At 61.0% G+C, this 22796-nt stretch carries 23 protein-coding genes; 7 read left to right on the forward strand and 16 right to left on the reverse strand.

Annotation, left to right across the window (positions count from 1 at the left end; all coding sequences use genetic code 11):
• The first annotated feature begins 66 nt into the window (after positions 1 to 66).
• Together M1D34_RS23500 and M1D34_RS23505 are read left to right on the forward strand one after the other, a co-directional pair.
• The gene (locus M1D34_RS23500; RefSeq protein WP_498782476.1) at positions 67 to 552 is read left to right on the forward strand and encodes a VOC family protein; all 486 of its coding nucleotides are present in this window, start codon (positions 67 to 69) and stop codon (positions 550 to 552) included.
• Positions 549 to 770 (forward strand): DUF4287 domain-containing protein, encoded by a 222-nt coding sequence (locus tag M1D34_RS23505; RefSeq protein ID WP_498782478.1) that lies wholly within the window; start codon positions 549 to 551, stop codon positions 768 to 770. Before M1D34_RS23500 ends, M1D34_RS23505 begins: the two co-directional genes overlap by 4 nt.
• Positions 771 to 1023: 253 nt before the next feature.
• Here M1D34_RS23505 and M1D34_RS23510 read toward each other — a convergent pair.
• Positions 1024 to 1970 (reverse strand): IS630-like element ISRm2011-2 family transposase gene (locus M1D34_RS23510; RefSeq protein WP_011970797.1). Its coding sequence is split into 2 segments (ribosomal slippage): positions 1024 to 1631 and positions 1631 to 1970, totalling 948 coding nucleotides; the frame shifts between segments, so codons are not numbered across the junction.
• A gap of 227 nt (positions 1971 to 2197) precedes the next feature.
• The gene (locus M1D34_RS23515) at positions 2198 to 3355 is read right to left on the reverse strand and encodes an osmoprotectant NAGGN system M42 family peptidase (protein WP_498782480.1); all 1158 of its coding nucleotides are present in this window, start codon (positions 3353 to 3355) and stop codon (positions 2198 to 2200) included.
• Between the two features lie 175 nt (positions 3356 to 3530).
• Between M1D34_RS23515 and M1D34_RS23520 the strand changes: the two genes are divergently transcribed.
• Positions 3531 to 4601, forward strand: coding sequence for an ROK family protein (locus M1D34_RS23520; protein WP_498782482.1), 1071 nt, complete (start codon positions 3531 to 3533; stop codon positions 4599 to 4601).
• A gap of 151 nt (positions 4602 to 4752) precedes the next feature.
• Entirely contained in the window at positions 4753 to 5055 is a 303-nt protein-coding gene (locus M1D34_RS23525) for a hypothetical protein (protein ID WP_498782484.1), read from the forward strand.
• 114 nt (positions 5056 to 5169) lie between these two features.
• Here the strand turns inward: M1D34_RS23525 and M1D34_RS23530 are convergent, their stop codons facing one another.
• Genes M1D34_RS23530 through M1D34_RS23555 form a run of 6 tightly spaced genes read right to left on the reverse strand, consistent with a single transcriptional unit; the run spans position 5170 to position 11166 of the window.
• Positions 5170 to 5679 carry a DUF995 domain-containing protein gene (locus tag M1D34_RS23530; RefSeq protein WP_498782486.1) on the reverse strand — a complete coding sequence of 170 codons (510 nt, stop codon included), beginning with the start codon at positions 5677 to 5679 and terminating at the stop codon, positions 5170 to 5172.
• The gene (locus tag M1D34_RS23535) at positions 5679 to 6656 is read right to left on the reverse strand and encodes a glycoside hydrolase family 26 protein (RefSeq protein WP_498782488.1); all 978 of its coding nucleotides are present in this window, start codon (positions 6654 to 6656) and stop codon (positions 5679 to 5681) included. The genes M1D34_RS23530 and M1D34_RS23535 overlap by 1 nt, the downstream gene beginning before the upstream one ends.
• Positions 6653 to 7267 carry a DUF995 domain-containing protein gene (locus M1D34_RS23540; RefSeq protein ID WP_498782490.1) on the reverse strand — a complete coding sequence of 205 codons (615 nt, stop codon included), beginning with the start codon at positions 7265 to 7267 and terminating at the stop codon, positions 6653 to 6655. Before M1D34_RS23540 ends, M1D34_RS23535 begins: the two co-directional genes overlap by 4 nt.
• A gap of 4 nt (positions 7268 to 7271) precedes the next feature.
• Positions 7272 to 9137, reverse strand: a complete 1866-nt coding sequence (locus M1D34_RS23545) for a glycosyltransferase family 2 protein (RefSeq protein WP_498782492.1) — start codon at positions 9135 to 9137, stop codon at positions 7272 to 7274.
• Complete coding sequence (galE, locus tag M1D34_RS23550; protein ID WP_498782494.1) at positions 9134 to 10120, reverse strand: UDP-glucose 4-epimerase GalE; 987 nt, start codon at positions 10118 to 10120, stop codon at positions 9134 to 9136. Before galE ends, M1D34_RS23545 begins: the two co-directional genes overlap by 4 nt.
• Positions 10120 to 11166, reverse strand: coding sequence for a UDP-glucuronic acid decarboxylase family protein (locus tag M1D34_RS23555; protein WP_498782496.1), 1047 nt, complete (start codon positions 11164 to 11166; stop codon positions 10120 to 10122). Before M1D34_RS23555 ends, galE begins: the two co-directional genes overlap by 1 nt.
• A 357-nt stretch (positions 11167 to 11523) precedes the next feature.
• On the opposite strand from M1D34_RS23555, the gene M1D34_RS23560 reads away from it, so the two are divergent.
• Positions 11524 to 12672: an AraC family transcriptional regulator gene (locus M1D34_RS23560; protein ID WP_498782498.1), complete on the forward strand. Its 1149-nt coding sequence runs from the start codon at positions 11524 to 11526 to the stop codon at positions 12670 to 12672.
• An 80-nt stretch (positions 12673 to 12752) separates the two neighbouring features.
• Here the strand turns inward: M1D34_RS23560 and M1D34_RS23565 are convergent, their stop codons facing one another.
• Positions 12753 to 13499: an SDR family NAD(P)-dependent oxidoreductase gene (locus M1D34_RS23565; protein WP_498784367.1), complete on the reverse strand. Its 747-nt coding sequence runs from the start codon at positions 13497 to 13499 to the stop codon at positions 12753 to 12755.
• A gap of 104 nt (positions 13500 to 13603) precedes the next feature.
• Here M1D34_RS23565 and M1D34_RS23570 point away from each other — a divergent pair, with 104 nt between their 5' ends.
• Positions 13604 to 14218 carry a TetR/AcrR family transcriptional regulator gene (locus tag M1D34_RS23570; protein WP_498782500.1) on the forward strand — a complete coding sequence of 205 codons (615 nt, stop codon included), beginning with the start codon at positions 13604 to 13606 and terminating at the stop codon, positions 14216 to 14218.
• A 106-nt stretch (positions 14219 to 14324) separates the two neighbouring features.
• Here M1D34_RS23570 and M1D34_RS23575 read toward each other — a convergent pair whose 3' ends face one another.
• Positions 14325 to 14744, reverse strand: coding sequence for a DUF1236 domain-containing protein (locus tag M1D34_RS23575; protein WP_498782502.1), 420 nt, complete (start codon positions 14742 to 14744; stop codon positions 14325 to 14327).
• A 279-nt stretch (positions 14745 to 15023) separates the two neighbouring features.
• Between M1D34_RS23575 and M1D34_RS23580 the strand changes: the two genes are divergently transcribed.
• Positions 15024 to 15935, forward strand: a complete 912-nt coding sequence (locus M1D34_RS23580) for an SMP-30/gluconolactonase/LRE family protein (RefSeq protein WP_498782504.1) — start codon at positions 15024 to 15026, stop codon at positions 15933 to 15935.
• A gap of 36 nt (positions 15936 to 15971) precedes the next feature.
• Here M1D34_RS23580 and M1D34_RS23585 read toward each other — a convergent pair whose 3' ends face one another.
• From M1D34_RS23585 to M1D34_RS23610, 6 genes are all read right to left on the reverse strand, one after another.
• The gene (locus M1D34_RS23585) at positions 15972 to 16310 is read right to left on the reverse strand and encodes a slr1659 superfamily regulator (RefSeq protein ID WP_498782506.1); all 339 of its coding nucleotides are present in this window, start codon (positions 16308 to 16310) and stop codon (positions 15972 to 15974) included.
• 14 nt (positions 16311 to 16324) lie between these two features.
• Entirely contained in the window at positions 16325 to 16888 is a 564-nt protein-coding gene (locus M1D34_RS23590) for a slr1658 superfamily regulator (protein WP_498782508.1), read from the reverse strand.
• A 4-nt stretch (positions 16889 to 16892) separates the two neighbouring features.
• Positions 16893 to 19253: a SpoIIE family protein phosphatase gene (locus M1D34_RS23595; protein ID WP_498782510.1), complete on the reverse strand. Its 2361-nt coding sequence runs from the start codon at positions 19251 to 19253 to the stop codon at positions 16893 to 16895.
• A complete protein-coding gene (locus M1D34_RS23600; protein WP_498782512.1) occupies positions 19250 to 20428 on the reverse strand; it encodes a methyltransferase domain-containing protein in 1179 nt (392 codons plus the stop codon). Before M1D34_RS23600 ends, M1D34_RS23595 begins: the two co-directional genes overlap by 4 nt.
• Complete coding sequence (locus M1D34_RS23605; protein WP_498782514.1) at positions 20425 to 20943, reverse strand: ubiquinone biosynthesis methyltransferase UbiE; 519 nt, start codon at positions 20941 to 20943, stop codon at positions 20425 to 20427. The genes M1D34_RS23600 and M1D34_RS23605 overlap by 4 nt, the downstream gene beginning before the upstream one ends.
• A 72-nt stretch (positions 20944 to 21015) precedes the next feature.
• On the reverse strand, positions 21016 to 22710 hold the full coding sequence (locus tag M1D34_RS23610; RefSeq protein WP_498782516.1) for a putative bifunctional diguanylate cyclase/phosphodiesterase: 1695 nt from the start codon (positions 22708 to 22710) through the stop codon (positions 21016 to 21018).
• Positions 22711 to 22796: the final 86 nt, after the last annotated feature.

A 22796-nucleotide genomic window follows, 5' to 3' on the forward strand; every position in this document is an offset into this window, starting at 1 on the left:
TGGTGCGTCATCGTATCATCAGGTCGGGCTCTCGATCTGAAGGACAACAACCAGGAGGACGACGCGATGTCTAAGAACACCATTTGTCTATGGTACGACAAGGACGCTGAGGAAGCCGCTCGCTTCTATGCGGACACCTTCCCAGACAGCAAGATCGGAGCCGTCATTCGCGCGCCCGGCAAATACCCCGACGGAGAGGAGGGAGACGTGTTGGTCGTCGAGTTCACGGTGGCAGGTGTCGCCTGCATCGGATTGAACGGCGGCCCCACATTCAAGCACAGCGAAGCTTTCTCATTCCAGATCAGCACCGAGGATCAGGAAGAAACAGATCGCTATTGGAACGCCATCGTCGCCAATGGCGGTCAGGAAAGCGAATGCGGCTGGTGCAAGGATAAGTGGGGCGTATCGTGGCAGATCACACCTCGCACTCTAATGGACGCGCTTGCAGCAGGTGGCGAACAAGCAAAACGCGCATTCGACGCGATGATGTCGATGAGGAAAATCGACGTAGCTGCGATCGATGCGGCACGAAAAGGGGGTGACACGCAATGACCAGCGAGAAGATCAAAGGACCTGCTTCCTATTTTCCATCGATCGAGAAGAAATACGGCCGTCCGGTCGGTGATTGGCAAGCGCTCGTGCGAAAGCACTATCCAGCAAAGCACATGGAACTCGTCGGTATGCTGAAGATCGAACACGGAATGGGCCACGGCCATGCAAATGCGGTCGTCGCGCACACTCTCGCGGAAGACAAGCAGGCAGCCGCCTAACGGAGTACGGTGCGAGGCGAAACATCTCGTCTGTTTCCGCCCTTTTCGGTCGGGGCAAAGACCGGTGGAAAGGGGCAAGACTACTGTTCCACGGCGAATTGGAACTGTTGATTTGCGATAAGTTATGCCGGTCACAGAGACAAAATAATCCGGCAATCGACAGCTGCTGTCGATTGCCGCGCTACCCGGTAGGCCCCGCAGCCACGGTGGATCGAGCAACGTTGCTCTCGGATTCGTCTCGAGCGGTATGTATTTAAGCCCGTTCATATCCCGCCTCTTTGAAGTAGGCTGCGCATTCCTGTGGGGTGACGGCTTGGAGAATGTGGCGCAGTTCGTCATGGATTGCATCGCGTGATCTGGCCTGTGCCTCACGCAACCAGTGCTTGATTTTGGCGAAGAGCTTTTCGATCGGATTGAGATCGGGGGAATATTTCGGCAGAAAGAACAGGCGGGCGCCGGCCTTACGGATGGCGGCGCGGATCTCCTGACCCTTATGGGAGCCGAGATTGTCCAGGATGACGATGTCGCCGGCTTTGAGTTCCGGCACCAGAACTTGCTGGACATAGATGCGGAAGCGTTCGCCATTGATCGGGCCATCGAGGATAAAGGGAGCGCTGACGCGGTCGGCCCTGAGTGCGGCGACAAAGGTCATGGTGTTCCAATGGCCGAAGGGGGCGTAGCCCACCAGTCGTTCGCCGCGAGGCGCCCAGCCCCGCAGCGGCGCCATGTTCGTCTTCGTCCAGGTCTCATCGATGAAAACGAGGCGGGCGGGATCAATTCCGGGGCAGTGCTTCAGCCATCGTGCCCGGTGGCGGGCGACGTCGGGCCGCTCCCGTTCGCTGGCGACCAGCGTCTTTTTTTATAACTCAACCCCTCTTCGTGCACGAAGGTCCAGACGGCGCGATAATCCACCTTCAGGCCGCGCTCGCTCAACTCGGCGACAAGTCCGTGCAGCGTGAAGTCGCGCTCGCGGCAGCGGCAAAGCAGCCAAGCCCGGTGCGGACCGGAAAGCTTGCGGGGCTTGTGCCCACCCATCTGGCCGGGTGCGGCGCTGCCCGTCTCGCGAAACCGCCGCACCCAATCGATCGCGGTGCTGATGCCGATGCCGAAGCGCTTGGCCGCTGCCCGGCACGATAGGCCCTCGCCCGTCACCGCATCGACAACGCGTTCCCGAAGATCATTCGAAAAAGGTCTCGCCATAAAGGCCGGCCTCCTTCACCGGCCTGAATGGTGAATCTGATTTGCGCAGAAAAAGGAATCCCCTTTCCGATTCCGCCTAAATGCATCCCGCTCTCGCTGACCGAGAACCTGATGATGATTGCGTGGCAGTGTGGATGGCGCTCAGTGCATTCGGCCTGCCGGTCGGATCAGCAGGCGGATGAAGGGAAGTCGGATTCGGCAGCGCGTCCGATTGAAAGCAAGGCGCCTCAGGATACGTCCGGCTCGTCCGCCTTCAAATCCTGCTCGGCCTGTCGTACCTTCTGCCGGGTAAAGCCCCGAAGGCCGGAGACCTCCTCGGCGTCGCGCTCGATCTGGACCTCGCTTGCCGCGTGATACACCGCGAGCTTCGCAACGGACATCAGCGCGTGGAGGTGGATACGCTCATAGCCGTGCGACGCGTCGACGCCGAAAGTGAGAAGCGCCGTGCGGACGTCGTGCCCCGCCTCGACCGCGGAAGCGGCATCGGAACGGTAGTAGCGGAAGACGTCCTTCTGGACGCGGATGCCATGCTCGCCGCAAAGCTCGTAAAGCTTTTTTGAAAGGTGATAGTCGAAAGGTCCCGTCTGGTCCGCCATTGCGAGAGTCACGCCGAACTCGTCCGAATTCTGGCCCGGCGCGGTCGTGCCGTTGTCTATCGCCACCAGCGAGGCGATTTCCGGTACGATTGCCGCTGACGCGCCTACGCCCACTTCCTCGCCGATGGTGAAGAGCCAGTAGGTGTCGACCGGCGTGTCCACCTTCTCACGCTGCATGGCCTCAAGCGCCGCAAGCATGATGGCGACCCCCGCCTTGTCGTCGAGATGCCGCGAAACGATGAACCCGTTCTCGAGGAATTCCGGCTGCGGATCAATGGCGACGATGTCGCCGATGTCTATTCCGAGCTGCACCAGGTCGTTGCGGTCACGGGCGAGCGCATCGACGCGCAGCTCGATATGGCGCCAGCCCGTCGGTTGCGTATCGACCTCCTCGTTGAAGGTGTGACCGGAGGCTTTCAGCGGGAGAATTGAGCCGCGATAGGTGCCCTTGCCGGAAAAGATAGAGGCGCGAGCCCCCTCCGCGAACCGTGCCGACCAGTGCCCGATCGATACCAGTTCGAGGCGGCCGTTTTCCTTCAGAGCCTTCACCTGCGCACCCAGGGTGTCCAGGTGCGAGACGATCCCGCGGGCAGGCCGCTCGGCAGCCCCCGGCCGCAGAGCGCGGATCGCACCTCGGCGGGTCAGCTTGACTTCCAGGCCGAGACGCTCGAGCTCACGCGCCGTGTAGCGCACTGCCTCGTCGGTGAAACCGGTCGGGCTCGCAATGTCGAGCAGAGCTTTCAGCCGGCTGGTGAGATATTCCGGGTCGATATTGATCGGTGTCTGCATGAATGCGTTGTCGCAATCATGGCTGCCCGCGTCAACAATGTTGCCGAAGCGACGCGCTCCCGCAGATCGTCATGCGCGTTTAGAAAGTCGCGGACGGGAACATCGCACCGCCCGCTACGTTGTAAGGTACTCAGCTATTCGGCAAGTCCAGGCGAGGCGTCACTCGGGAGGTTGCGTGGGCAGATCCGCGAACGAAAAACGAAACGGCGTCCCGCTCATTCATGGCGCCAGCAATCTGCCGTCGGTGACGGTCGACGATTATAATCTGGAGCTGCGTGACGGCGACGGCTTCCTTGGCGACAGGGCCAACAAATTTGCCTTCCAGGAGAAGCTCGACGCCTGGCGCAAACGCGTGCGCAAAGGTGGCGACGATCCGCTGGGGCAGTCCTTGACGCAGGATCTGTCCAAAAAGCAAGTCGATGCCCTTCTGCGCGGCGACGACAAGGAGGCGGCCGCCCTGATCATGGGTGCGGTCGACGATTTCGCCGGCGAGCTCGCCAGCGTTCTCGAACGGTTCCTGCAACAAAAGAACTGGAAGAATACGGAACGCGTGGTAATCGGCGGAGGCTTTCGGGGAAGCGCAGTAGGTGAATTGGCCATTGCCCGGGCAATGGTGCTGCTGAAGGCTGAAGGCATCAAGATCGAACTCTCCCCCATCGTTCACCATCCGGATGATGCGGGACTTGTCGGTGCCGCGCATCTCATGCCTGCCTGGATGCTGAAGGGACACAAGGCGATCCTCGCCATCGACATTGGCGGCACCAATATCCGCGTGGGCATAGTCGAGCTGCACCTGAAGGATGAAACCGATCTCTCCAAGGCCAAGGTCTGGAAATCGGATATCTGGCGACATGCGGATGACAAGCCCAACAGAAGCACGACCATCGAGGGGCTCATCGGCATGATCGAGAAGCTTATAGCCAAGGCGGACAAGGCGGACCTCGCGCCGGCGCCGGTCATCGGCGTGGCCTGCCCCGGTGTGATCAACGAAGATGGCTCGATCCTTCGCGGCGGCCAGAACCTGCCGGGCGGCAACTGGGAAAGCGAACATTTCAACCTGCCTGCCGCGCTCAAGGACGCCATTCCGCAAATCGGCGATCACGAGACCTTCGTGATCATGCACAACGACGCGGTCGTGCAAGGTCTGTCGCAGATACCCTTCGTGCATCATGCATCGAGCTGGGGGATCCTGACGATCGGGACGGGCCTCGGCAACGCGCATTTCAGCAACAAGGTCGAAAATTGAGGCGCGGCGCGGCAGCTTCCGGGCCGCCGTGAGTGCCCGAATGGTTAAGCGCCTGATACGCAATCCCGGCGAATTGTCGGCTTTTCCTCGACCCTGAATTAAATGCTTTCGGCTAACCTTCCTTCACAAGCAAAAACGGGGAGTTCCGATTGTGAAGGTAAAGTCGAAAGCATTATGCGGACTGTTCGAAGCCCGCAAAACCGTCGCCCGCAGCACCCTTGCGGTCATGCTCGCCGTGGCCACCTGGGGCTGTTCTTCGACGGTCAGTCAGGAGACGACCTCGTCAATCACGCGGGAAGTCGGCTACCCCTTGCCTGAAAGAAAGCCCGCACCGGGCAAGCAAGCCGTAAAGCAAAAAGCGCCCAAATTGGTGCGCTCGGCCTTTCTCGGGCGGGCTCCCTATGTCTGCACGCCCAGCGGCTTCGGCAGCACCTCGCGCTGTTTCCTTCGCTGAGCGGGTCCGGAAAAGCGTGGGGCGGGGTTGCGGGCCTTTCGACGCCGGGCTCATCTGCGGAGCCAGTTTGAACTGCTGACACCGGCCAGCCGCGCAACCCCTTCCCGGCCGGGGTTACTCGACCCGGCCGAGTCTCGCCTCGATGCGGTTCAGGCTCGCGCCCACATAATTGCCGCGTCGAAGCTTGGTGAACTCGTCATCTGGCCTCACCCGTGCGTTCTTGAAGACGTACCAGGCGCCGTCCGGCTCGCGCCTTTGATAGATCACGCCACCCCGTTTGGCATGGCTGAAACAGGTCGTCGCCGGCGCCGAGCCACCCCTGGCATGCCATTCGGCACGGAAGCAGAGCTTCCCGGGTCCGGTGATGAACCAGCGGCCGACCCCGTAGGACGGTTTGCCGTTCTCCTTGGACCAGGCGGTGAAGCGACGTGCCTGCACCGAGAAATAACCTGCGCCCTCTTTCCATATCCAGGATTTCTGGCCGTAGAGTTGGTACAGTTCCGCGTGCGTCAGGGGAGTGGTCTTCCTCTCGGCACGCGCAGTGGCGGCCTCGGCGAACGAAGCAGCGACTATGCTGGCGGCCATCGCGATGGCCAAAGGTATCCCTCGATATATCGATTTCATCACATGCCTCCATCGGGCGCTTGCCCGCTAATGGTATCGCGGACGACCCGCCAATCGGGGCGGCCGTAGCCCTGCGGCCAGTCATAAATTTCGCGATCGTTGAAATAGACCACGGCTGTCAGCTGCGGGAATTCGGCGTGGCGCTCGGCGACCGTTGCCACCCAGCTAGCTACATAGGAGCCATCGCCCTCGTAGCCGAGCTCGGCGACCATGATCGGCTTGCCGTAGTTCATCACCCGGCCGTATCCGGGCGCCAGCCGCTCCGCGAATGTCTGATCGCGGCCGGTCGTGCCCCGGTCGTAGGGCTGGTAACCGAATACCGAAAGCCCGACGATGTCGACGACATCGTCACCCGGATAGAAGGCTTCGAGCCCCTCGTTACCTTTGGGCGACCACATGAACTTCGCGTGCTTCAGGTGGCTGCGGCAGACGTTCACCACGCGGCGATAGGCTGCCTTGAAGTCCTCGCCCCGCCAATGGGACCAGGAAAACTGGTTGTCGGTTTCGTCCATTTCCTGGCCCCAGCGGATGATCACGGGACTCTTGAGGGTAGCGGCAGCGGAACAGACCTGGGCCATGTTCTCGTCGCGTTCGCCGCTCAGGATCGAACGCAGGAGCTCCCCTTCGGTCACGCGCCACTCGGGCGACCATGACCAGGGTTCGATGGTGATCATGAGCGAGCGGCCGCGCGCTTGGGCATAGTCGTCGGCAAGCGTCAGCGTCGACAGATCGACGTCTTCCCAGGGCAGGAAGAGATGCTCGATCTTCGAGCTGCCCGGCGTGCCGAAGTCGCCGTGGGGGTCGTAAGCGCCGAAATCGATCGAGTTCTCCGTCAGTACGGGTCGCTTGTCCGATGGTGTCGCCATCGTCGGCGAATTCGGTTCGGGGATACCCCGCGGCATATTGGCCGCGAGCACGGTACCCGACAGCAACAGGCCGAGAGATGCGAAGGTAATGGCCTTTGATTTCCTGTTCATTGAACACCTCCAACCGCGTTCATCCCGGCTTGCCGGCCAACGCTATTCTTTGTTTCTTTCACTTGGCCCTCGAGACGCTCCTTGACGGCTGCGAGCTTGGCGGCGACCAGATCCTCCCTGACCAGCCGGTTGAACTCGTCGCCTGCCTTCACCTTGGCATGTTTGAAGACGTACCAGTCGCCGGACGGCTCCCTCTTCTGGTAGATGGTTCCATCGAGCGTGCGGTGGCTGAAGCAGGTCTTGTCGCGGGCGGCGGCACCCTGGCTGTGCCACACGGCCGTCAGGCAGAGTTGGCCGCGGTCATTCACGCTCCAGCGGCCTTCTGCCCAGCTCTCCCCCGTGGCCGATTGCGACCAGGCCCGGAACGCACGGTCTTCACTCTCCATCCGGCCGGCGCCGCTCTCCCATGTCCAGGTCTTGCCCTGGAAGATCATGTAGAGCTCCACGCCCGTCATGGTGCGGGCGTTTTCGGGAACGGCAACTTCCGCGGACGCCGGTGAATTCCAGAGGAATAGGGCGGCCGGCAAGATGCCAAGGACGAAGTGCCTGCCGAGCAGCGCATGTCGGGTGCCGCGGCCCTCTCTCCCGAAGAATGGGACTTTCACTCTCATGTTCCTATCCCCTCTCTGAATTGCCGTCCCGCTGTTCCGCCGGGGCGGAAATCCAGCGGGGACGGAAGACGATCTTGCGCAATGCCGTACCGCCCTGCCCGGCTCCGGCTACCGCATAACGCTCCTCGAAGATGCGCAGGCGCCCACTGCCCCATGCGAGCGCCTCGAGCCCGTCTTTCCCGTGTTCGGCAGTCGCAATGCCAGGCAGCGCGACGACCGCCAGGAGCCCAGCCGCTATTGTGGGACGATAGAAACGGGACGCGGTGCCAACGGCGTTTTCTCTCGAATGCCGCAGGACGATGACCATTAGAAGCAGGCAGTAAATTGCCGCATTGAGGATCGCGAAGAGGTAGAACCCCTTGGCCTTCGCGGCATCTTCGACGAACAGGACCGGCAGGACGGCCGCAACCGCCAGGAAGAAGTAGGGCGCGAGCACCCGCAGGGGCAGCGGGTCGACCTCGGATGATCCCTTCGGCGTGACACGAAAATCTACGAAGGACCCGGTGAGCCAGTCGCGCAGGGCGGCAAGCGTACCGGCAAGTGCCCACGGCCAGCGCGCAAAGAGGAAGAGCATGCACTCCCAGCTTAGGATCTTCGCGTCGTAAGGCCGAAAGGCGCCGGTTGCACGCCAGCGATAGGCCAGGAGGACGAGGATGACCGAAAGCGGCGCGAAATAGGCCAGAAACTCCGGATAAGTCACAGCGACAAAGGTCTCGCCGCGTGCAAGGGCGACGATCGGCATTGCAAACATCAGCGCCATGAAGCACGCGAAGAGCGGATACCAGAGCTGCGAGAAGAGGAACTGGAACTTCAGCCGCAGCGGCAGCCGGCCAACGAGACGCGGCGAATACTTCAGCAGGAGCATGACGAGACTACGCGACCACTGGAACTCCTGGGTCACCAGGTCGGCAAAGGTGCGCGGTCCGTCGCCATGGGCGATCGCGTCGAGCGCGTGAATGCCGCGCCAGCCTCCCGCATTCATCATCAATGTCGTCGAATGGTCTTCTGCAAGCTCCGGACCGAGCCCGCCGATCTCCTTGAGTGCCGCCGTGCGCACCGCGTAGTGAGAGCCGATGCAGAGCGGCGCGAGACCGCCACTATATCCGGCCTGGAGAGCACCGTGCATGCTCGCCTCCGCATAGAGCCGACCGCGCGCCGACCAGCTCTCGGAAGCATTGCGGTCGCAGATGCTCGGCGCCGAGACGTAACCCACGTCCTGGTCGGCAAAGGGGCGAAGCATTTCGAAAAGATAACCGGGTGCGGGGACATGGTCGGCGTCGAGCTGAGCCACGAAGTCATACCGATCATAGCCGTAGTGATCGTAGAAGAAGGCGAGATTGCCCTCCTTGCAGCGCGTGCGCCGTGGCCATGTGGCCCGGTGATAGTCTTCCCGGCCTTTGCGGGTGGAGACGAGGACGTTATGGCTGCGGCACCAGTCGAGCGTCGCCTCAGACGGATCCTCGTCGGCAAGCCAGGTGTCGTGCGGCACCTCCTGCGCAAGCATTGCCTCCAATGTCTCAGCCACGATCGAAAACGGTTCCGACGGAGCCTTGGTGACTACCATGGCGATGCGACTGCCGGCCGGGAGCCGCAATGGTCCGTTTGGTTTCAACGCGCCATGGAAGACGGCAATGAAATAGGCCGGCAGCAGGGTGACCCAGGCAAGGACCGCGGTCACGATGGTGCTGCCCAAGGCGTCCACGTGATGGCGCGGCTCCAGCCACCAGGCCCAGAAATGGACGAGCGCCGCGACCCAAAGCCCGGCGCCGAGCAGAAATTCCATCCGGCGTCCGCGCGTGAGCACAGGTACGAGCCGCGGCTCGCCGTCCTTGGAAATGCGCGTCGGCTCATTGGTGGAAAGGACGGTCATGACCGCACCTCCAGCCCGAAGAACGGGGCCGCCGTTCGCACGATCGTCTCGAGATCGGAATATCGCGGCAGGAAGCCGAGTGTCCGGCAAGCAAGCCCGGCATCCGCATAGAGAGCCGGCGGATCTCCGGCACGACGCCGGCGAAACACGACCGGGACGTGATGCCCGGTAATTTCGCCGATCGTTCGCAGGACTTCCTTTATTGAGAAGCCGCGGCCGGTACCGAGGTTGAGCGCGAGGTTCCCGCCGCCCTTGGCGAGATGCCGGTATGCCAGCACATGGGCGCTCGCAAGATCGGCTACGTGGATATAGTCGCGCACGCACGTTCCGTCCGGGGTATCGTAGTCCTCGCCGAAAATCTCCAGATGCGGAATGCTGCCTGCCGCGGCCATCAGAGCCCGCGGAATGAGGTGCGTTTCCGGGTCGTGCCATTCGCCAAGGTCACCCTCAGGATCAGCGCCACATGCGTTGAAATAGCGCAGCGAGACATAATTCAGCGCAAAGGCGGCCGCATAGTCGGCGAGCATGTGCTCGGCCATCAGTTTCGTCTTGCCATAGGGGTTGATCGGTGCCTGTGGCGTCGCTTCGTCGATCGGCAGCGCGGCCGGTGCGCCATAGGTGGCGCAGCTCGATGAGAAGATCACTTTGTCGACGCCCGTCTGGCGGCAGGCGTCAAGGAGCGAGAGCGTGCCGCGGACGTTGTTGTTGTAGTATTTCGCGGGATCGGCGACGGATTCGCCAACATAGGCGGATGCGGCAAAGTGGATGACGGCATCCGGCTGGTGGGCCTCGATGACTTCGATCAGGTGCCTCCCGTCCAGGATATCTCCCTGAATGAATGGTCCCCAGCGCACGGCGGAACGGTTCCCGGTCGTCAGATTGTCGTAGACGACGGGCTCGATACCCTCCAGGCGCAGTAGCTTTGCGGTGTGACTGCCGATATAGCCGGCGCCACCGGTGACGAGGATACGTGGCGCAACCATCAGACCAGCTCCGCACTTTCCCGGATCGACCGGGAGAGAAGGTCGTCGAAATAACGGATCGTGTGCGCAAGGCCTTCGGCCAGATTGACCTTCGGACGCCAACCGAGCTCTTCCGTCGCGAGCGAGATGTCGGGACGGCGCTGGCGGGGATCGTCGACAGGCAGGGGCCGCCGGACGATCTTCGAGCGCGAGCCGGTCAACCGGATCACCTCTTCGGCGAGTTCGCCGATCGTGAACTCTGCCGGATTGCCGAGATTGACCGGCCCGGTAAGCGACGGCGGCGATGCCATCAGGCGCACGAAGCCGTCGATCAGGTCGTCGACGAAACAGAAGGAACGGGTCTGGGAGCCGTCACCGTAAATCGTGATGTCCTCACCCTTCAAGGCCTGGACGATGAAGTTGGAAACGACACGGCCGTCATCCGGTCGCATCCGCGGGCCGTAGGTGTTGAAGATACGGACGATCTTGATTTCGACCCCATGGGACTTGTGGAAGTCAAAGAACAGGGTCTCTGCGCAACGCTTGCCCTCGTCGTAGCAGGAGCGCGGGCCGAAGGGATTGACGTTGCCCCAGTAGCTTTCCACCTGCGGGTGGACATGCGGGTCGCCGTAGATTTCCGATGTAGACGCCTGGAAGATGCGTGCGCCACGACGAGCAGCCAGATCGAGGAGGTTGAGCGAGCCGATCACGCAGGTTTTCGTCGTCTGGATCGGGTCTGCCTGGTAATGCGGCGGCGATGCCGGGCAGGCGAGGTTATAGATCTCGTCGACCTCGAGGTCGATGGGCTCAACGACGTCGTGGGCGATGACGCGGAAGGTATCGAAGCGCTTGAGGGGCGCGATATTGCGCCTCAGGCCCGTCGAGAAGTTATCGAGGCAAATGACCTCGTGCCCGGCGCCGAGAAGCAGCTCGCAAAGATGCGAGCCCAGAAAGCCGGCACCGCCGGTAACAAGTATTCTCTTTTTGAGGCTTCGGCGCCGCAGTGACTCAGTAGCTTCATTCGTTCCGAAGAGAGTTCCCCTGAAGTCATTTCTGAAATAGTTCACGGAATATTCCTCACACTATCTGCTAACTTCTAAAATTCATCCACAGCAGGCACAATAAATTGGTGATCGAAACTTTAACGTTCGAAACTACCTTCATTACTTTTCGGCAATGCTTTGAACAACTGTGGGTATTTAATACAATCAGCGGATGGGGATTGTCATTATCACCCAATCCCGATTGTTATCCCGCCGTGCATTTCTACATATAACGGGGTATAAACTGGAAACTGGCAGGTGTACCTCAGCGATTCGATTCCACCCTGGGGCGAGTTGCGCCAGGGTGGGACAGATTCGCCGCCCGGGTAATCGCTCGTTCGGGCTCACCCAAACGGGCAATCCATTTCGCTGGAGAGTTGCATGACGAAGGACTCCGGATCAGGAGATGACCCCGTCGAAGTTCCTGCTTGGCCCGCCCATATGGAGCGGCGCCGTTGGCCGCGCGATCCGACAGCCCGAAAGGACCGTTCAGCCGAAAGGCCGCCGGCTCTCGTACCTTCGCGATTCTCGACGCGTGATTTGCCGCCGCAGGAGCAATTTAGATCCTGGCGGGCGCATATGGCGCCGCTCGTGGACGTGCGCCTGCCCGACGGGGTGTCCGAACAGGACGGCTTTGCGGCCGAACTGACCGGATGGCATCTCGGCGATTTGCTGATCGTTCAACAGGTGACGCCGGCACATAGTTTCGAGCGCTCCCAGACGATGTTGCGCTCGAGCCCGATCGACCATTGGAACGTCGGCCTCTTTCGCAGTGGCCGGTCATGGACCGAAGCCGACCGCCGCGTCACCGAGACGGGGCCTGGAGAGTTCTTCTTCCGGTCGCTCGGCTATCCCTATCGTGGGCGGATGACGGATGCCGCATCGATCCTTCTCTTCATGCCCTATGAACTGCTTGCGGACGATGCTGGCAAGCTCGAAGGCGCCAACAATTCGGTCTTGTTCGGCAGCCTCGCCGACCTGCTCGCCAACTATATCAACGGCATGGAAGAAAACCTCGGCAACATCACCGTGGAAGAAGTGCCGCGCATCGTTCGCACGATACGCGACATGGTCGTCGCCTGCGTGGCGGCGGTGAGACCGGACGCGGGAGGTTCCCAGGCGAAAATGGGAGTGATGGAGCGGGCGCACCGATATATCCATCTCAACCTTAACTCGGGCGACCTCACGCCCGAAGCCATATGCCGGGAGCTCGGCATTTCCAGAACCCGCCTCTATCAGCTTTTCGAGCCGAGCGGCGGCGTGCTCAATTATATTCGCAGACGCCGGCTCCTGCAGGCGCACGCGGAGCTCAGCGATCCGACCAACAACAGGCCCATCGCAGAGATCGCGGAAGCGGCCGGCTTCGACCTTGCCGCGAATTTCACCCGTGCCTTCAGCCACGAATTCGGAGCGAGTCCGCGCGAAATCCGCAAGGCCGCGGCCACCGAACGCCTCGCCACGCCCGTTGCGCCGCCTGAGCGGGACCGCGGGGCCACGATCGGCGACTGGCTCAAATCGGTTCAAGGCTGAGGGTTGAGCCGCGTACCCGCGGCACATGTTCGGGCGCCATGCATTACTGACACCGTGACCATGGCCGCGGCTTTCCGGGATCAAGCGTTGGCACCGCCGTCGATGGTCAGCGAAGCGCCGGTGACGAACTTGCCTTGCGGCCCCGCTAACCAGGCGACGAGGCCGGCGATGTCTTGCGGTTCACCGTAGCTGCCGGTGGCGATACGTTCCCGTTGCGCTTCGGCATGGTCGCCATCGGCCGGGTTCATATCGGTGTTGGTCGAGCCTGGATGAACGATGTTGACGGTGATCCCGCGCGGCCCAAGGTCGCGAGCCAGGCCTTTCGTCAAACCGGCCAGAGCAGCCTTGCTGGCAGAATAGAGGCTGATCCCCGGCCAGGGAACCAGTTCGGCCAGGTTGCTGCCGATCGTGATTATCCTGCCGCCGTCACCGAGATGCCTTGACGCCGAACGAATGGCCACGAAGGGCGCACGGAAGTTGACGGCCATCACTTCGTCGAAATCGGCGACAGTCGTCTCCTCCAGCGGAGCCGAGTGCCAGATGCCAGCGCTGTTGACCAGTATGTCCAGCCCGCCCAAGGCTTCGACAGTTTCGCGAATGGCCTGCTCGATGGCTTCGGCGTCGCGATTGTCGGCACGGATTGCAACCGCGCGGCCGCCCGCCTGCTCGATCTCGGACACGACTGCCTGCGCACGTTCGGCCGCATTCACATAAGTCAGCGCCACCGCCGCCCCCTCCAGAGCAAGCCTCTTGGCGATAGCCGCGCCGATACCCCTGCTGCCGCCGGTAACGAAAGCGGTCTTTCCGGCCAAACTGATCGATGTCATCGGGAAACTCCATTCTGTAATGATCGATACACAAAAGTTGCCCGAGCTTGCCAATACCTGTCAAGCGATATATTTATCGATCGCTACAGAAAAGAGTGGATCCTATGTCCGACAAAGGCCGCCCCCGCAGCTTCGATCGTGCCGATGCCCTCATGCGCGCCATGAAGGTGTTTTGGGAGAGAGGATACGAGGGCGCGTCGCTCACAGCGCTGACCGCTGCCATGGGCATCAATGCGCCCAGCCTTTATGCCGCATTCGGCTGCAAGGAAGCGCTCTATCTTGAGGCAATGGAACTCTACGGCCAAACGGTCGGCACTGAAATCTGGGCGCCGCTGGAGACAGCGCCGACGGCAAGGGAAGCGGTCAATAGCTTCCTTCTCGCGACAGCCGAAGCCTACTCTCAGCCGGATACCCCGCACGGCTGCCTGATAGCGCTCGGAGGACTTCACCAGGCAGCAATTCCCGAAGCGGTCTGCGAAGCGTTGACCCGTCACCGAACGGAAAACATCGATAAGCTACGCCACCGGCTGGAAGCTGCAATTGCTGGAGGCGAGTTGCCCGATGGGGTGGATGCCGGGGCCGTCGCGACCTTTTATGCGACGGTACAACATGGAATGTCGATCCTCGCGCGCGATGGCGGCAGCTATGAAGCGCTGAAAAACGTCGCCGACGGCGCAATGGCCGCTTGGGGCGTTTTGACGCAAAACGCGGCGCTATAGGAATACCCGGCGGGCTTAGGATACTCGCCGGGCAAGCTTGAGGTTCAGAGCGCGAGAGAAAAGCCTACGCGGTTTCTCCCGCTCGAACGCGTTTCAGGCCCGTGTTTTACTGAACGACCTGCACCACCGTGCGGCTCTTCGGCTCTACGATGACGCGCTTCTCGTTGACTACGGCATAGGCATAGCGCGTATCGTCAGGGATCGGCGTGACCACCACAGTCTGAGGCAGCGGCTTTCCGACCACGATCTCCTGTTGAACAACGACCGGCTCTGCCGGAAGCGGCTGCGCCTCGACATACTCGATTACCTTCGGCGGCGGCGGATCGAGCGCCGCACCCGCGACTGCTCCTGCGACGCCACCAACGGCAGCCCCGACAGGGCCACCTATGACTGCGCCTGCAGCAGCTCCGCCGGCTGCGCCGGTGACGGTGCTGTTCTTGGTCGTGCTCTGCGCCGCTGCTGGAACAGCAAAGCAGCCGAGTCCGAGACCCAGAACAATGGCACCTTTGACGATCAGATCTTTCATCAGGCATTCTCCCGTTATGCAAAATGCGTCCCTTCCGCCAAACAACCCGTTGGGTTCAGGAGTTGTTCCGCGGCTTGACGGAACGCGTCACGCAGCGAGCTGGCGAAGTAGCCTTCAAATCGCCCTGCGAGAGGTAAATCAATGCAGGCGATGGGTGTATCGCCTGTTCCCTTCGGCCGGAGTCGAACTATAAATGAAACCCTGCGGCAACCAGAGGACCAGCCGGAGATATTCCCGCGTCCTCACGCCGAAGGGCTCTCGGGAAATGGAGGAACAGCATTGGCAGATAGCCCGCTCTACGACATTCGCGACGAACGTTTCCGTTCACTGATTGTTGGCAGCGCAGCGCTCGAAGAACTTTATCGCGGCTGCCGCTGGGCGGAAGGGCCGGTCTGGTTTTCCGACCTCGACTGCCTAATCTGGAGCGATATTCCGAACCAACGCATGATGCGCTGGACGCCGCACGGGGGCGCTTCCGTCTTCCGCTCCCCCTCGAATTACGTGAACGGCAACACGCGCGACCGCCAGGGCCGCCTTATCTCCTGCGAGCACGGCGGCCGGCGCGTGACGCGCACAGAACATGACGGCCGCATCACCGTGCTCGCCGACAGTTATGAAGGAAAGCGGCTCAATTCGCCGAACGACGCCGTGGTGCACTCCGACGGCTCAATCTGGTTTACCGATCCAACCTACGGCATCATATCGGACTATGAGGGCCACAAAGCGGAACCGGAACAGCCGACACGCAACGTCTACCGCATCGACCCTCTATCCGGCGCAATCAAGGCCGTCGTCCGCGATTTCATCCAGCCGAACGGGCTCGCCTTCTCGCCGGACGAGGCGCGGCTTTATATTGCCGACTCGGGATCTGCAAAGCACGAATTTCCGAGCCATATCCGCGTTTTCGACGTCGCCGCTGACGACGTCCTCGCAAACGGCCGCTATTTCTGTTCCATCGACAACGGCAATCCGGACGGCTTCCGTTTCGACGTAGCGGGAAATCTTTGGTGCAGTGCTGCCGACGGAGTGCATTGCTTTGACACGGACGGCACCTTACTCGGCAAGATCCTCGTGCCGCAGACTGTGTCGAACCTCACCTTCGGCGGCCCCAAGAAGAACCGCCTCTTCATTACGGCCACCCAGTCGCTCTATTCCATCTACACGGCGACAAACGGCGTGCAATATCCGTGATGCCTTCAGCGCGCCTTCGAACTTTGGGAGCGCCCTTCAGCTTAGCCTCAGATCGACGCCCGGGTGGAGTTTCTTGAGGTTCGGCAGGGACTTCGTCTGCCAGGGGAACTCGGAGCTTCCGCGAACGGTAAACTGAATGTTCGGCCGCTTGCGCGCTTCGATGGTGAGCTTCGCAAGCAGGTTGATCCCGGAGGAATTGAGGAACTGCAGCCCCGTGAGATCGACGGTCATGCGCTCCGGCTCGGCTTCGAGCATATTCATAACGAGGGAGAAAATCGGGGCGTAGGCTTCGGTGCTCGGCAAGCGCATCGTCCCGTCGAAATAGATGTCCTTGTCCTCCGACCAAACGCGATATTCGTTTTCCTTGATTTCCATGTTTTCGTTGTCCGTCAATTCGAGAGGTCGGGGATGGCGATGGAAGCATAGGTTTCCAGCGGAATCTTGCCATCCGCTTCGCCAGATCCGAAAATCCAGGCGAAGTGTGCACCATAATCGCTCATGAGCGTCAAAAGTCCAAGGCCGGAACCGGAGCCGGGTCCCGAGCCTGTTGCGTTCGCCTCTATCCGCTCAATCAGAAGGTCGGACGGATCTCCTATCGTTATTTCAGAAAGCAGATGGCGGAACTTGTCGGCCGTGCCCTTGTCGACGAGATTGGAAACCTTGGTTCGGAACGTGTTGGAGGCGATCGCCGCCTCCACGACGATTTCGCCGCCTGCACGGAATTTCACGGCGTTCTCTATCAGCTCGTTGGTCAAATAGCCGACATTGTGCCGGACTTCCTTGTAGAGGCCGCGGGACGTTTTGTAGCGCAGAGCCGCGAACTCGGCCACGAAATCGGACGTCATCGCGCAATGCTTCCAGCCGAGATCGAGCGGGCCGTCGAAGAGACGGAGTTTCGTCGAATTCTCGCCCGTCCCGACGGCAAGATCCTCCAGTCCATATAAAGTCGTCATCCGCTCACCTGTGCCTCATCACCACGAGAGTGATATCGTCATGAATTTTCTGGGTACCGATATGTGCCATCAAATCCTCGATGATGCCGGATTTGACGTCCTCGGCGCTGCTGCCATAGCGGCATCGCGCGCTTTCGCAGAGCCTTTCGATGCCGAAGAGTTCGCCGGTTCCGCTCTCCGCCTCCGTCACGCCATCGGTATGGAGGATGATCATGTCGCCGCGACTGAAGGAGATTTCGCGCGTTGCGACAAAGGCGGAAATATCCGGCTCCAACCCAATCGGCAGACCGAGATCCAGAGTGTCGATCCGCTCCACGCTTTCCAGATCTCTGATGACGATCAACTCCTCGTGCTGCCCGGAAAGCGTCAGCCTTGCGCCGTCATAGTCGAGGAATGCCAGGGAGAGATGCTTGTTGGTCCTGGTCCTGACGAGATTCTTGTAGATCGCCCGGTTAACGCGGTTGAGGAATTGCGCCGGCTCCATCTCGCCCATTTCCTGCAAGGCGCGGGCTACGGATTGGACCATCAGCATCAGCACGCCGCTCTCGAGACCATGCCCCGTCACGTCGCCGATGCCGATCTTTAGCCGTTTTCCGTCCTTCAGCACGTCGTAATAGTCGCCGCCGACCTCGTCGGCGGGCCGCATATAGGCGGCGATCTCCAGTTCGGCGATTTCCTCGAGCTCGCCGGCCTTCGGCAGGACCATCATCTGGATACGGCGGGCAACGGCGAGTTCCGCTCCGAGACGCAGGTTCTCGCTGCGCAACTGCTGGTTCAGCGCTGATATCTGGAGGTTCGCCTCCTCGATCTCTTTCGTCCGATCCTCAACAAGTTGCTCGAGGTTCTCGGTGTGGAAGCTGATCTCTTCCGCCATACGATTGAAGGCGGCGCCGGCGTCGCCGACTTCGTCACGCGTCGGAATGTCGACCCGCACCGAATAGTCCTTCGCCTCGATGCGCTTGGCGGCATTAGCAAGCGCGCTTATGCCGCCGGTGATCCGCTTGGATATGGCGAACACGGCGGCAATGACGAAGAACAGGGATACGAGCAGCGCCAGGACCTGATAAATCAAGATCCTGTTGGTCGCCTCCGAGATCCCGGCTTGGGCGGCAAACAGCGAAGCGTAGATTTCCCGTTCCGGCACGGCGATGCCGAGCAGCATCGCTTCACGGCGGACCGGGCCGGATGCCCAGAGGTTGGTCGGCTGCAACTGTTTCAGGACGACCAGATAGGGTACCCTCTCGCCGTTCTCCTCAAGGAGAATATGCTTGAGCAGTCCATCCTCGCCTAAGGGCAATTGCGCAATTTCCGGCTGGGCGCTGCGACGCAGAGAGCGATCGAGACCCGTTACACCTCCGCTGGCGGCCGCGTTCGACGCCCGAAGGCCGATGACCTTTTCTCCAACCGGATTGATGGCAACGACGTTGCCGTCTGACATCGTCAGAAAGCCGAAACCGGTCTCGGCAACCTTAACGTTCTCGACGATCTCGGCCAGCTGGTCGAGCGTGATATCCGTGCCGGCAGCGCCCAGCACACGGCTGCGGTCGCGCGACCACAGCGGCTGGAAGAAACTGACGATGAGCTTGCCGGTTATGGCGTCGGTATAGGGTGCCGTCTGTGTGATGTCGCCATTCACCGGACGTGACTTCGGGTCATGCGCCCATTGTTCCCAAGATTCGTAGAGTCCGGGAAAAAAGAAAGACCAGAACTCCGCCGAATTGTGTCCCGGGTAGAGCTTATCGAAGGTCTGGGCCTGGTCCGTATAGGGCGCCGTCCTGAATATCGGCCGCTCTTTCGGGCCAATATAATACATCTGCAGTTTCGACTGACCGTTTGCGAGCAGGCTCGGCGCGACAAGATCTAGAACTGCGCTGTTTTCGATGTCCGTCTGCACGTCGGGAAGCGGAACGTGGTTCTGGTCAAGAAGATAGCCCCAGACGCTGACGACCGATGGAGAGCCCGGCAGGTTCTGAGCCCATCCGCCTTTCTGATCGTACGCGACCGTCACGGTTCCCGGCGCGCCGCGCGCCATCGCTTCCCCGATTTGCGATTTTCTCACCGGCCGGTCGATCTGCTCCTGTAGAACGCCCGCCAATGTGCCCACATCGGAGTGGACCTGGTTGAGCAGCAGGTTGACCCGGGCAGCCGTGGTTGCCGCATAGGAGCGGATATAGTCCTGGTTGGCCTCCTCCAGGCCGCGGCCGACTTCCGCCGCCGCGTCGCGGGAAAGTCTCTGCACGTTCCAGAGCGCAAGACCGCCGGTGACGAGCAGATCAAAGAGCACCGCGCTTCCGACGACCAGCACGAACTTGGCGCGGAAGGAGCGTAGGCCCAAACGGGCGGTGTTTTCCCCGGGCAGGCTCATAGCGGCTTGCGCCCTGAGGCCGCCCAGATCGGCCAGCCGGCATAGCCCTTGGGGTGGAGGGCGGCAAAAATGTGGTCCCGGAAACCCTGGCGGAAACGTTCGATGAACTCGGGCGGGTCGCCGCGCTTGACGGCCATTTCACCGGCATAGACGTTCTCCCACGCCGCGATGATATCGGCGAAGTCCTGAGGGTCCCCGTCGAGATTGGTGACCATGAACGATTCGACGGTGATATCGTCAAAGCCCGCGTCGACAAGATAGCGCTTGCTCTTCGGTCCGAACTCCACATCCATTTCGAAATGGCTGAACAGCCTCGCGACCTCGTTGTAGGTCCATTGAATGCTCCGTGCGCGCGGTTCGCCGAGACAGTGCGAGTTTTTCTCGTTGGTTATATAGACCCGCCCGCCGGGCTTGCAGATCCGGAAGAGTTCCTTCAGGAGCACATCCGGCTGGTTGAAGATCTGCAGCGAATGGCGGCAGGTGACGAAATCGAACTGATTGTCCTCGAGCAACATCTCGGAGGCATCGCCATAGGTATATTCGATATCCGTTACGCCGAAGCCGGACGCCACGTCGCGCGCATAGGCGAGGCTCGCCTTGGAATGGTCGAGCGCCACGATGCGTGCCGGCTGGAACTCTTTCCGCACCAGCATGGCGAAGTCGCCGATGCCGCAACATATGTCTGCCATCGTCATACCCGGGCGCAGGCCGTGACGCGGGAGGATCGTGCGCTCGTGGCGCCACGTCATTTTCGTTTGCGTGCGCAGGATCGGGATGAAGCTCGTGTTTTCCACGAAGCTCTGCCCGGGATAGAACTTCGAGTCGTAGACCTCGACGGTCACTTGCGGCTCGATCTTGTTCAAATGGGCGAACATGCGCTCGGTCCAGCCTACGACGCTCGAGGTCACGACGACGAAGCGAATGTCCGACCGCGTGCGACAGGCATCGAGAAGAACGCGCGCGAAGGCGTGATAGGCCGTGTTGTTCATCTGCACCAGGCGCTTGACGTTGATGTAGAGAACGCCCCGCACGTCTTCGATTGCGCCTTTGAGCATCGATATGCTTGCGGCGATCTCGTCGGCCGAGCGCGGCCGCACCACCCCGGAAAGAGCGAACTCCTGGCTGTTCGGGTCGAATTCCGCCTTGAAGGGAACTGCAAACGCTGTCGTACTCACCTCACCACTCCTTCAAGAGGCAGATCCACGACAAGCCTGATCGATGGCGGATCGCTTTCGTCGAGCCGCACGTAGGCATCGAAATTGATCGACAAGTCCAGAAGAACAGCCTCGCGACTCGGGGCGAGATCGGTGGAGATGGAATCAAGGTAGCGCGCATGGGCGTCGCCGTCGCGGGTCTTCGACACCGCCTCTCTATAAAACTGCCTCTGACCGGGCGGACACGGGAAAGTAAGCTCCACCCGTTCGGTCGGCCCCCATCGATAAACTGCGCAACCGATCCTGCCGTCGGGCGAGCCGCTGCGGAAGGAGACCTCGAGGAGCTCGTTCAATGCGGACGAGAAGAAATTCGAGTGGCGAACGGGATCAGTGCGATTGTGACTTATCATTCGCGCCATGAAGGTCGATAGCTGATCGCAATGATTCCAATCGGAAAGAAAGGCACCCATCTCCATCTCGAACTGGAGCAAGGGCTCGAAAGCGGCTTCCGTGGGCTGGTTCTCGGCTTCGTGCATGCGGCTTTCTCCCTACGCAAAAACGCCACGAGATTCAAAGGCTATACGAAATAATTCCCGGCATTGACCCGCTCATGTTCGCTGAAGACCTGCCGCAGGGATGGCCGGCGTTTTGCGGAGAAAGTCGGCTATCGCTTCTGCGCGCATCGGCACCCCTAAAAAATATCCCTGAAGGCGGTCGCAGCCTTCTTTCCGAAGCCAGGCTGCCTGCTCCGCGGTCTCCACTCCTTCGGCGGTAACATCCATGCCCAGGCCGTGGGCGAGCGCGATGATGGAGCGCACGATCGTCTGGCTCTTCTCGTCCCTTTCCAGGTCCCTGATGAAGTATTGGTCGATCTTGATCGTGTCGAAGGGGAAAGTCTTCAGGTAGCTCAGCGACGAATAGAAAGTCCCGAAATCATCCAGCGAAATCTGCACACCCAACACGTTCAAGGTATTGAGCGTATCGAGATTGTTGATCGTACGCTCCAGAAGCACCGACTCGGTGATTTCGAGCTCGAGGCGGTCTGCGCGCATGCCGACCAGGTCGAGCGTCTGGGCCACGCGGTCCGTAAGCCCCTCGTGGAGGAATTCGGCGGGAGACAGATTGACGGCGATCGTGAAATGGGACGGCCAGTCCATGGCGGCCCGGCACGCCCGCTCCAGCAGCCATCGCCCGATGTCACTCATCAGACCGTCGGCTTCCGCCATCGGAATGAAGACACTCGGAGGGATGATGCCGACCAGCGGATGACGCCACCGCAAAAGAGCTTCGAAGCCGACGACCAACGAGGAGGGCTTCACCAATGGCTGATATTCGAGGAAGAACTGCCCCTCCTGAAGGGCGGTGCGCAGGCTTCGGCGCAACATTTCCCTTTGTTCCAGCACGATGAGCATCGAGCGGGTGAACGTACTCGACCGGCCCCGACCGTCCTTCTTCGCAGCATACAGCGCGATATCAGCAGCTTTCATCAGCTGCTCGACCTCGTTGCCGTCCGCCGGCGCGACGGCAATTCCAACGCTTGCTCCGACGAAGACATTGATGCCCTCGACCGTAAACGGTTCCTTGAACGCGTTGATCAGTGCGTCCGCCAGACGTTCGGCCTCGCTCGGCTGATCGGTCCTCCACTGAATGACTGCGAACTCGTCGCCGGCCAGACGGTACGCGAATTCCCGATCCCTCAGGACGCTCCTGATCCGGTCCGCCGCCATCTTGAGAACGGCGTCGCCTGCCCCGTGGCCCAACGTGTCGTTGATCGGCTTGAAGTCGTCCAGATCGATCTGCATGAGCGCCAATCGGGCGCCGTTCGGCACAGGCAATGCGCCGCGCAGCTGATCGCTGAACTGCCGCCGGTTGGGCAAGCCGGTGAGGACGTCATGGGTCGCCTGATGCAGGAGAAGAGCACGATCGCTCTCGCCCTGACTGAACGTTTCGCGGTAGGTGGAACTGCTTTCAGCTTCGACGACACCGATGCCGCGCGCACTGCGGAAAATGACGAGCGTGCGTCGGCTCCCGGTCGATGGGTGGGCGATCTCGACGGTTCGCGGCAATCCACTTGCGACGACGAATTCGATGGCGGACTTCGGCCCGGGCGCCAGCAGTTCCGGGTAGATGTGCCAAAGAGACGTCTCGACGAGAGAATCGGCGGCATAGGTTTGTCTGTGCCGCGGCGTGCATTCGACGAGCTGAAAACTCTCGTCATAAAGCGAGACAAGTTCGTCGGAATGGGCGAAAAAGTCGGCCTCGACGGAAGATGAAGCAGGCAGTGTCGTATCGCCGTCCGGCATCCTCGCCTTTTCCTTCCGTTCCGTGTCGCCCGAGCAAGCCCCTGAGGCTACAGTTCGTTATCTTCGATGCATGTCAATTGCCGTTT

Source organism: Ensifer sp. D2-11 (assembly GCF_054161295.1).

Coding starts and splice junctions, on each gene's coding strand:
- M1D34_RS23500 (WP_498782476.1), top strand. CDS start 67: ATGTCTAAGAACACCATTTGTCTATGGTACGACAAGGACGCTGAGGAA.
- M1D34_RS23505 (WP_498782478.1), top strand. CDS start 549: ATGACCAGCGAGAAGATCAAAGGACCTGCTTCCTATTTTCCATCGATC.
- M1D34_RS23515 (WP_498782480.1), bottom strand. CDS start 3,355: ATGCAGACACCGATCAATATCGACCCGGAATATCTCACCAGCCGGCTG.
- M1D34_RS23530 (WP_498782486.1), bottom strand. CDS start 5,679: ATGAAATCGATATATCGAGGGATACCTTTGGCCATCGCGATGGCCGCC.
- M1D34_RS23535 (WP_498782488.1), bottom strand. CDS start 6,656: ATGAACAGGAAATCAAAGGCCATTACCTTCGCATCTCTCGGCCTGTTG.
- M1D34_RS23540 (WP_498782490.1), bottom strand. CDS start 7,267: ATGAGAGTGAAAGTCCCATTCTTCGGGAGAGAGGGCCGCGGCACCCGA.
- M1D34_RS23545 (WP_498782492.1), bottom strand. CDS start 9,137: ATGACCGTCCTTTCCACCAATGAGCCGACGCGCATTTCCAAGGACGGC.
- galE (WP_498782494.1), bottom strand. CDS start 10,120: ATGGTTGCGCCACGTATCCTCGTCACCGGTGGCGCCGGCTATATCGGC.
- M1D34_RS23560 (WP_498782498.1), top strand. CDS start 11,524: ATGACGAAGGACTCCGGATCAGGAGATGACCCCGTCGAAGTTCCTGCT.
- M1D34_RS23565 (WP_498784367.1), bottom strand. CDS start 13,499: ATGACATCGATCAGTTTGGCCGGAAAGACCGCTTTCGTTACCGGCGGC.
- M1D34_RS23570 (WP_498782500.1), top strand. CDS start 13,604: ATGTCCGACAAAGGCCGCCCCCGCAGCTTCGATCGTGCCGATGCCCTC.
- M1D34_RS23575 (WP_498782502.1), bottom strand. CDS start 14,744: ATGAAAGATCTGATCGTCAAAGGTGCCATTGTTCTGGGTCTCGGACTC.
- M1D34_RS23585 (WP_498782506.1), bottom strand. CDS start 16,310: ATGGAAATCAAGGAAAACGAATATCGCGTTTGGTCGGAGGACAAGGAC.
- M1D34_RS23590 (WP_498782508.1), bottom strand. CDS start 16,888: ATGACGACTTTATATGGACTGGAGGATCTTGCCGTCGGGACGGGCGAG.
- M1D34_RS23595 (WP_498782510.1), bottom strand. CDS start 19,253: ATGAGCCTGCCCGGGGAAAACACCGCCCGTTTGGGCCTACGCTCCTTC.
- M1D34_RS23605 (WP_498782514.1), bottom strand. CDS start 20,943: ATGCACGAAGCCGAGAACCAGCCCACGGAAGCCGCTTTCGAGCCCTTG.
- M1D34_RS23610 (WP_498782516.1), bottom strand. CDS start 22,710: ATGCCGGACGGCGATACGACACTGCCTGCTTCATCTTCCGTCGAGGCC.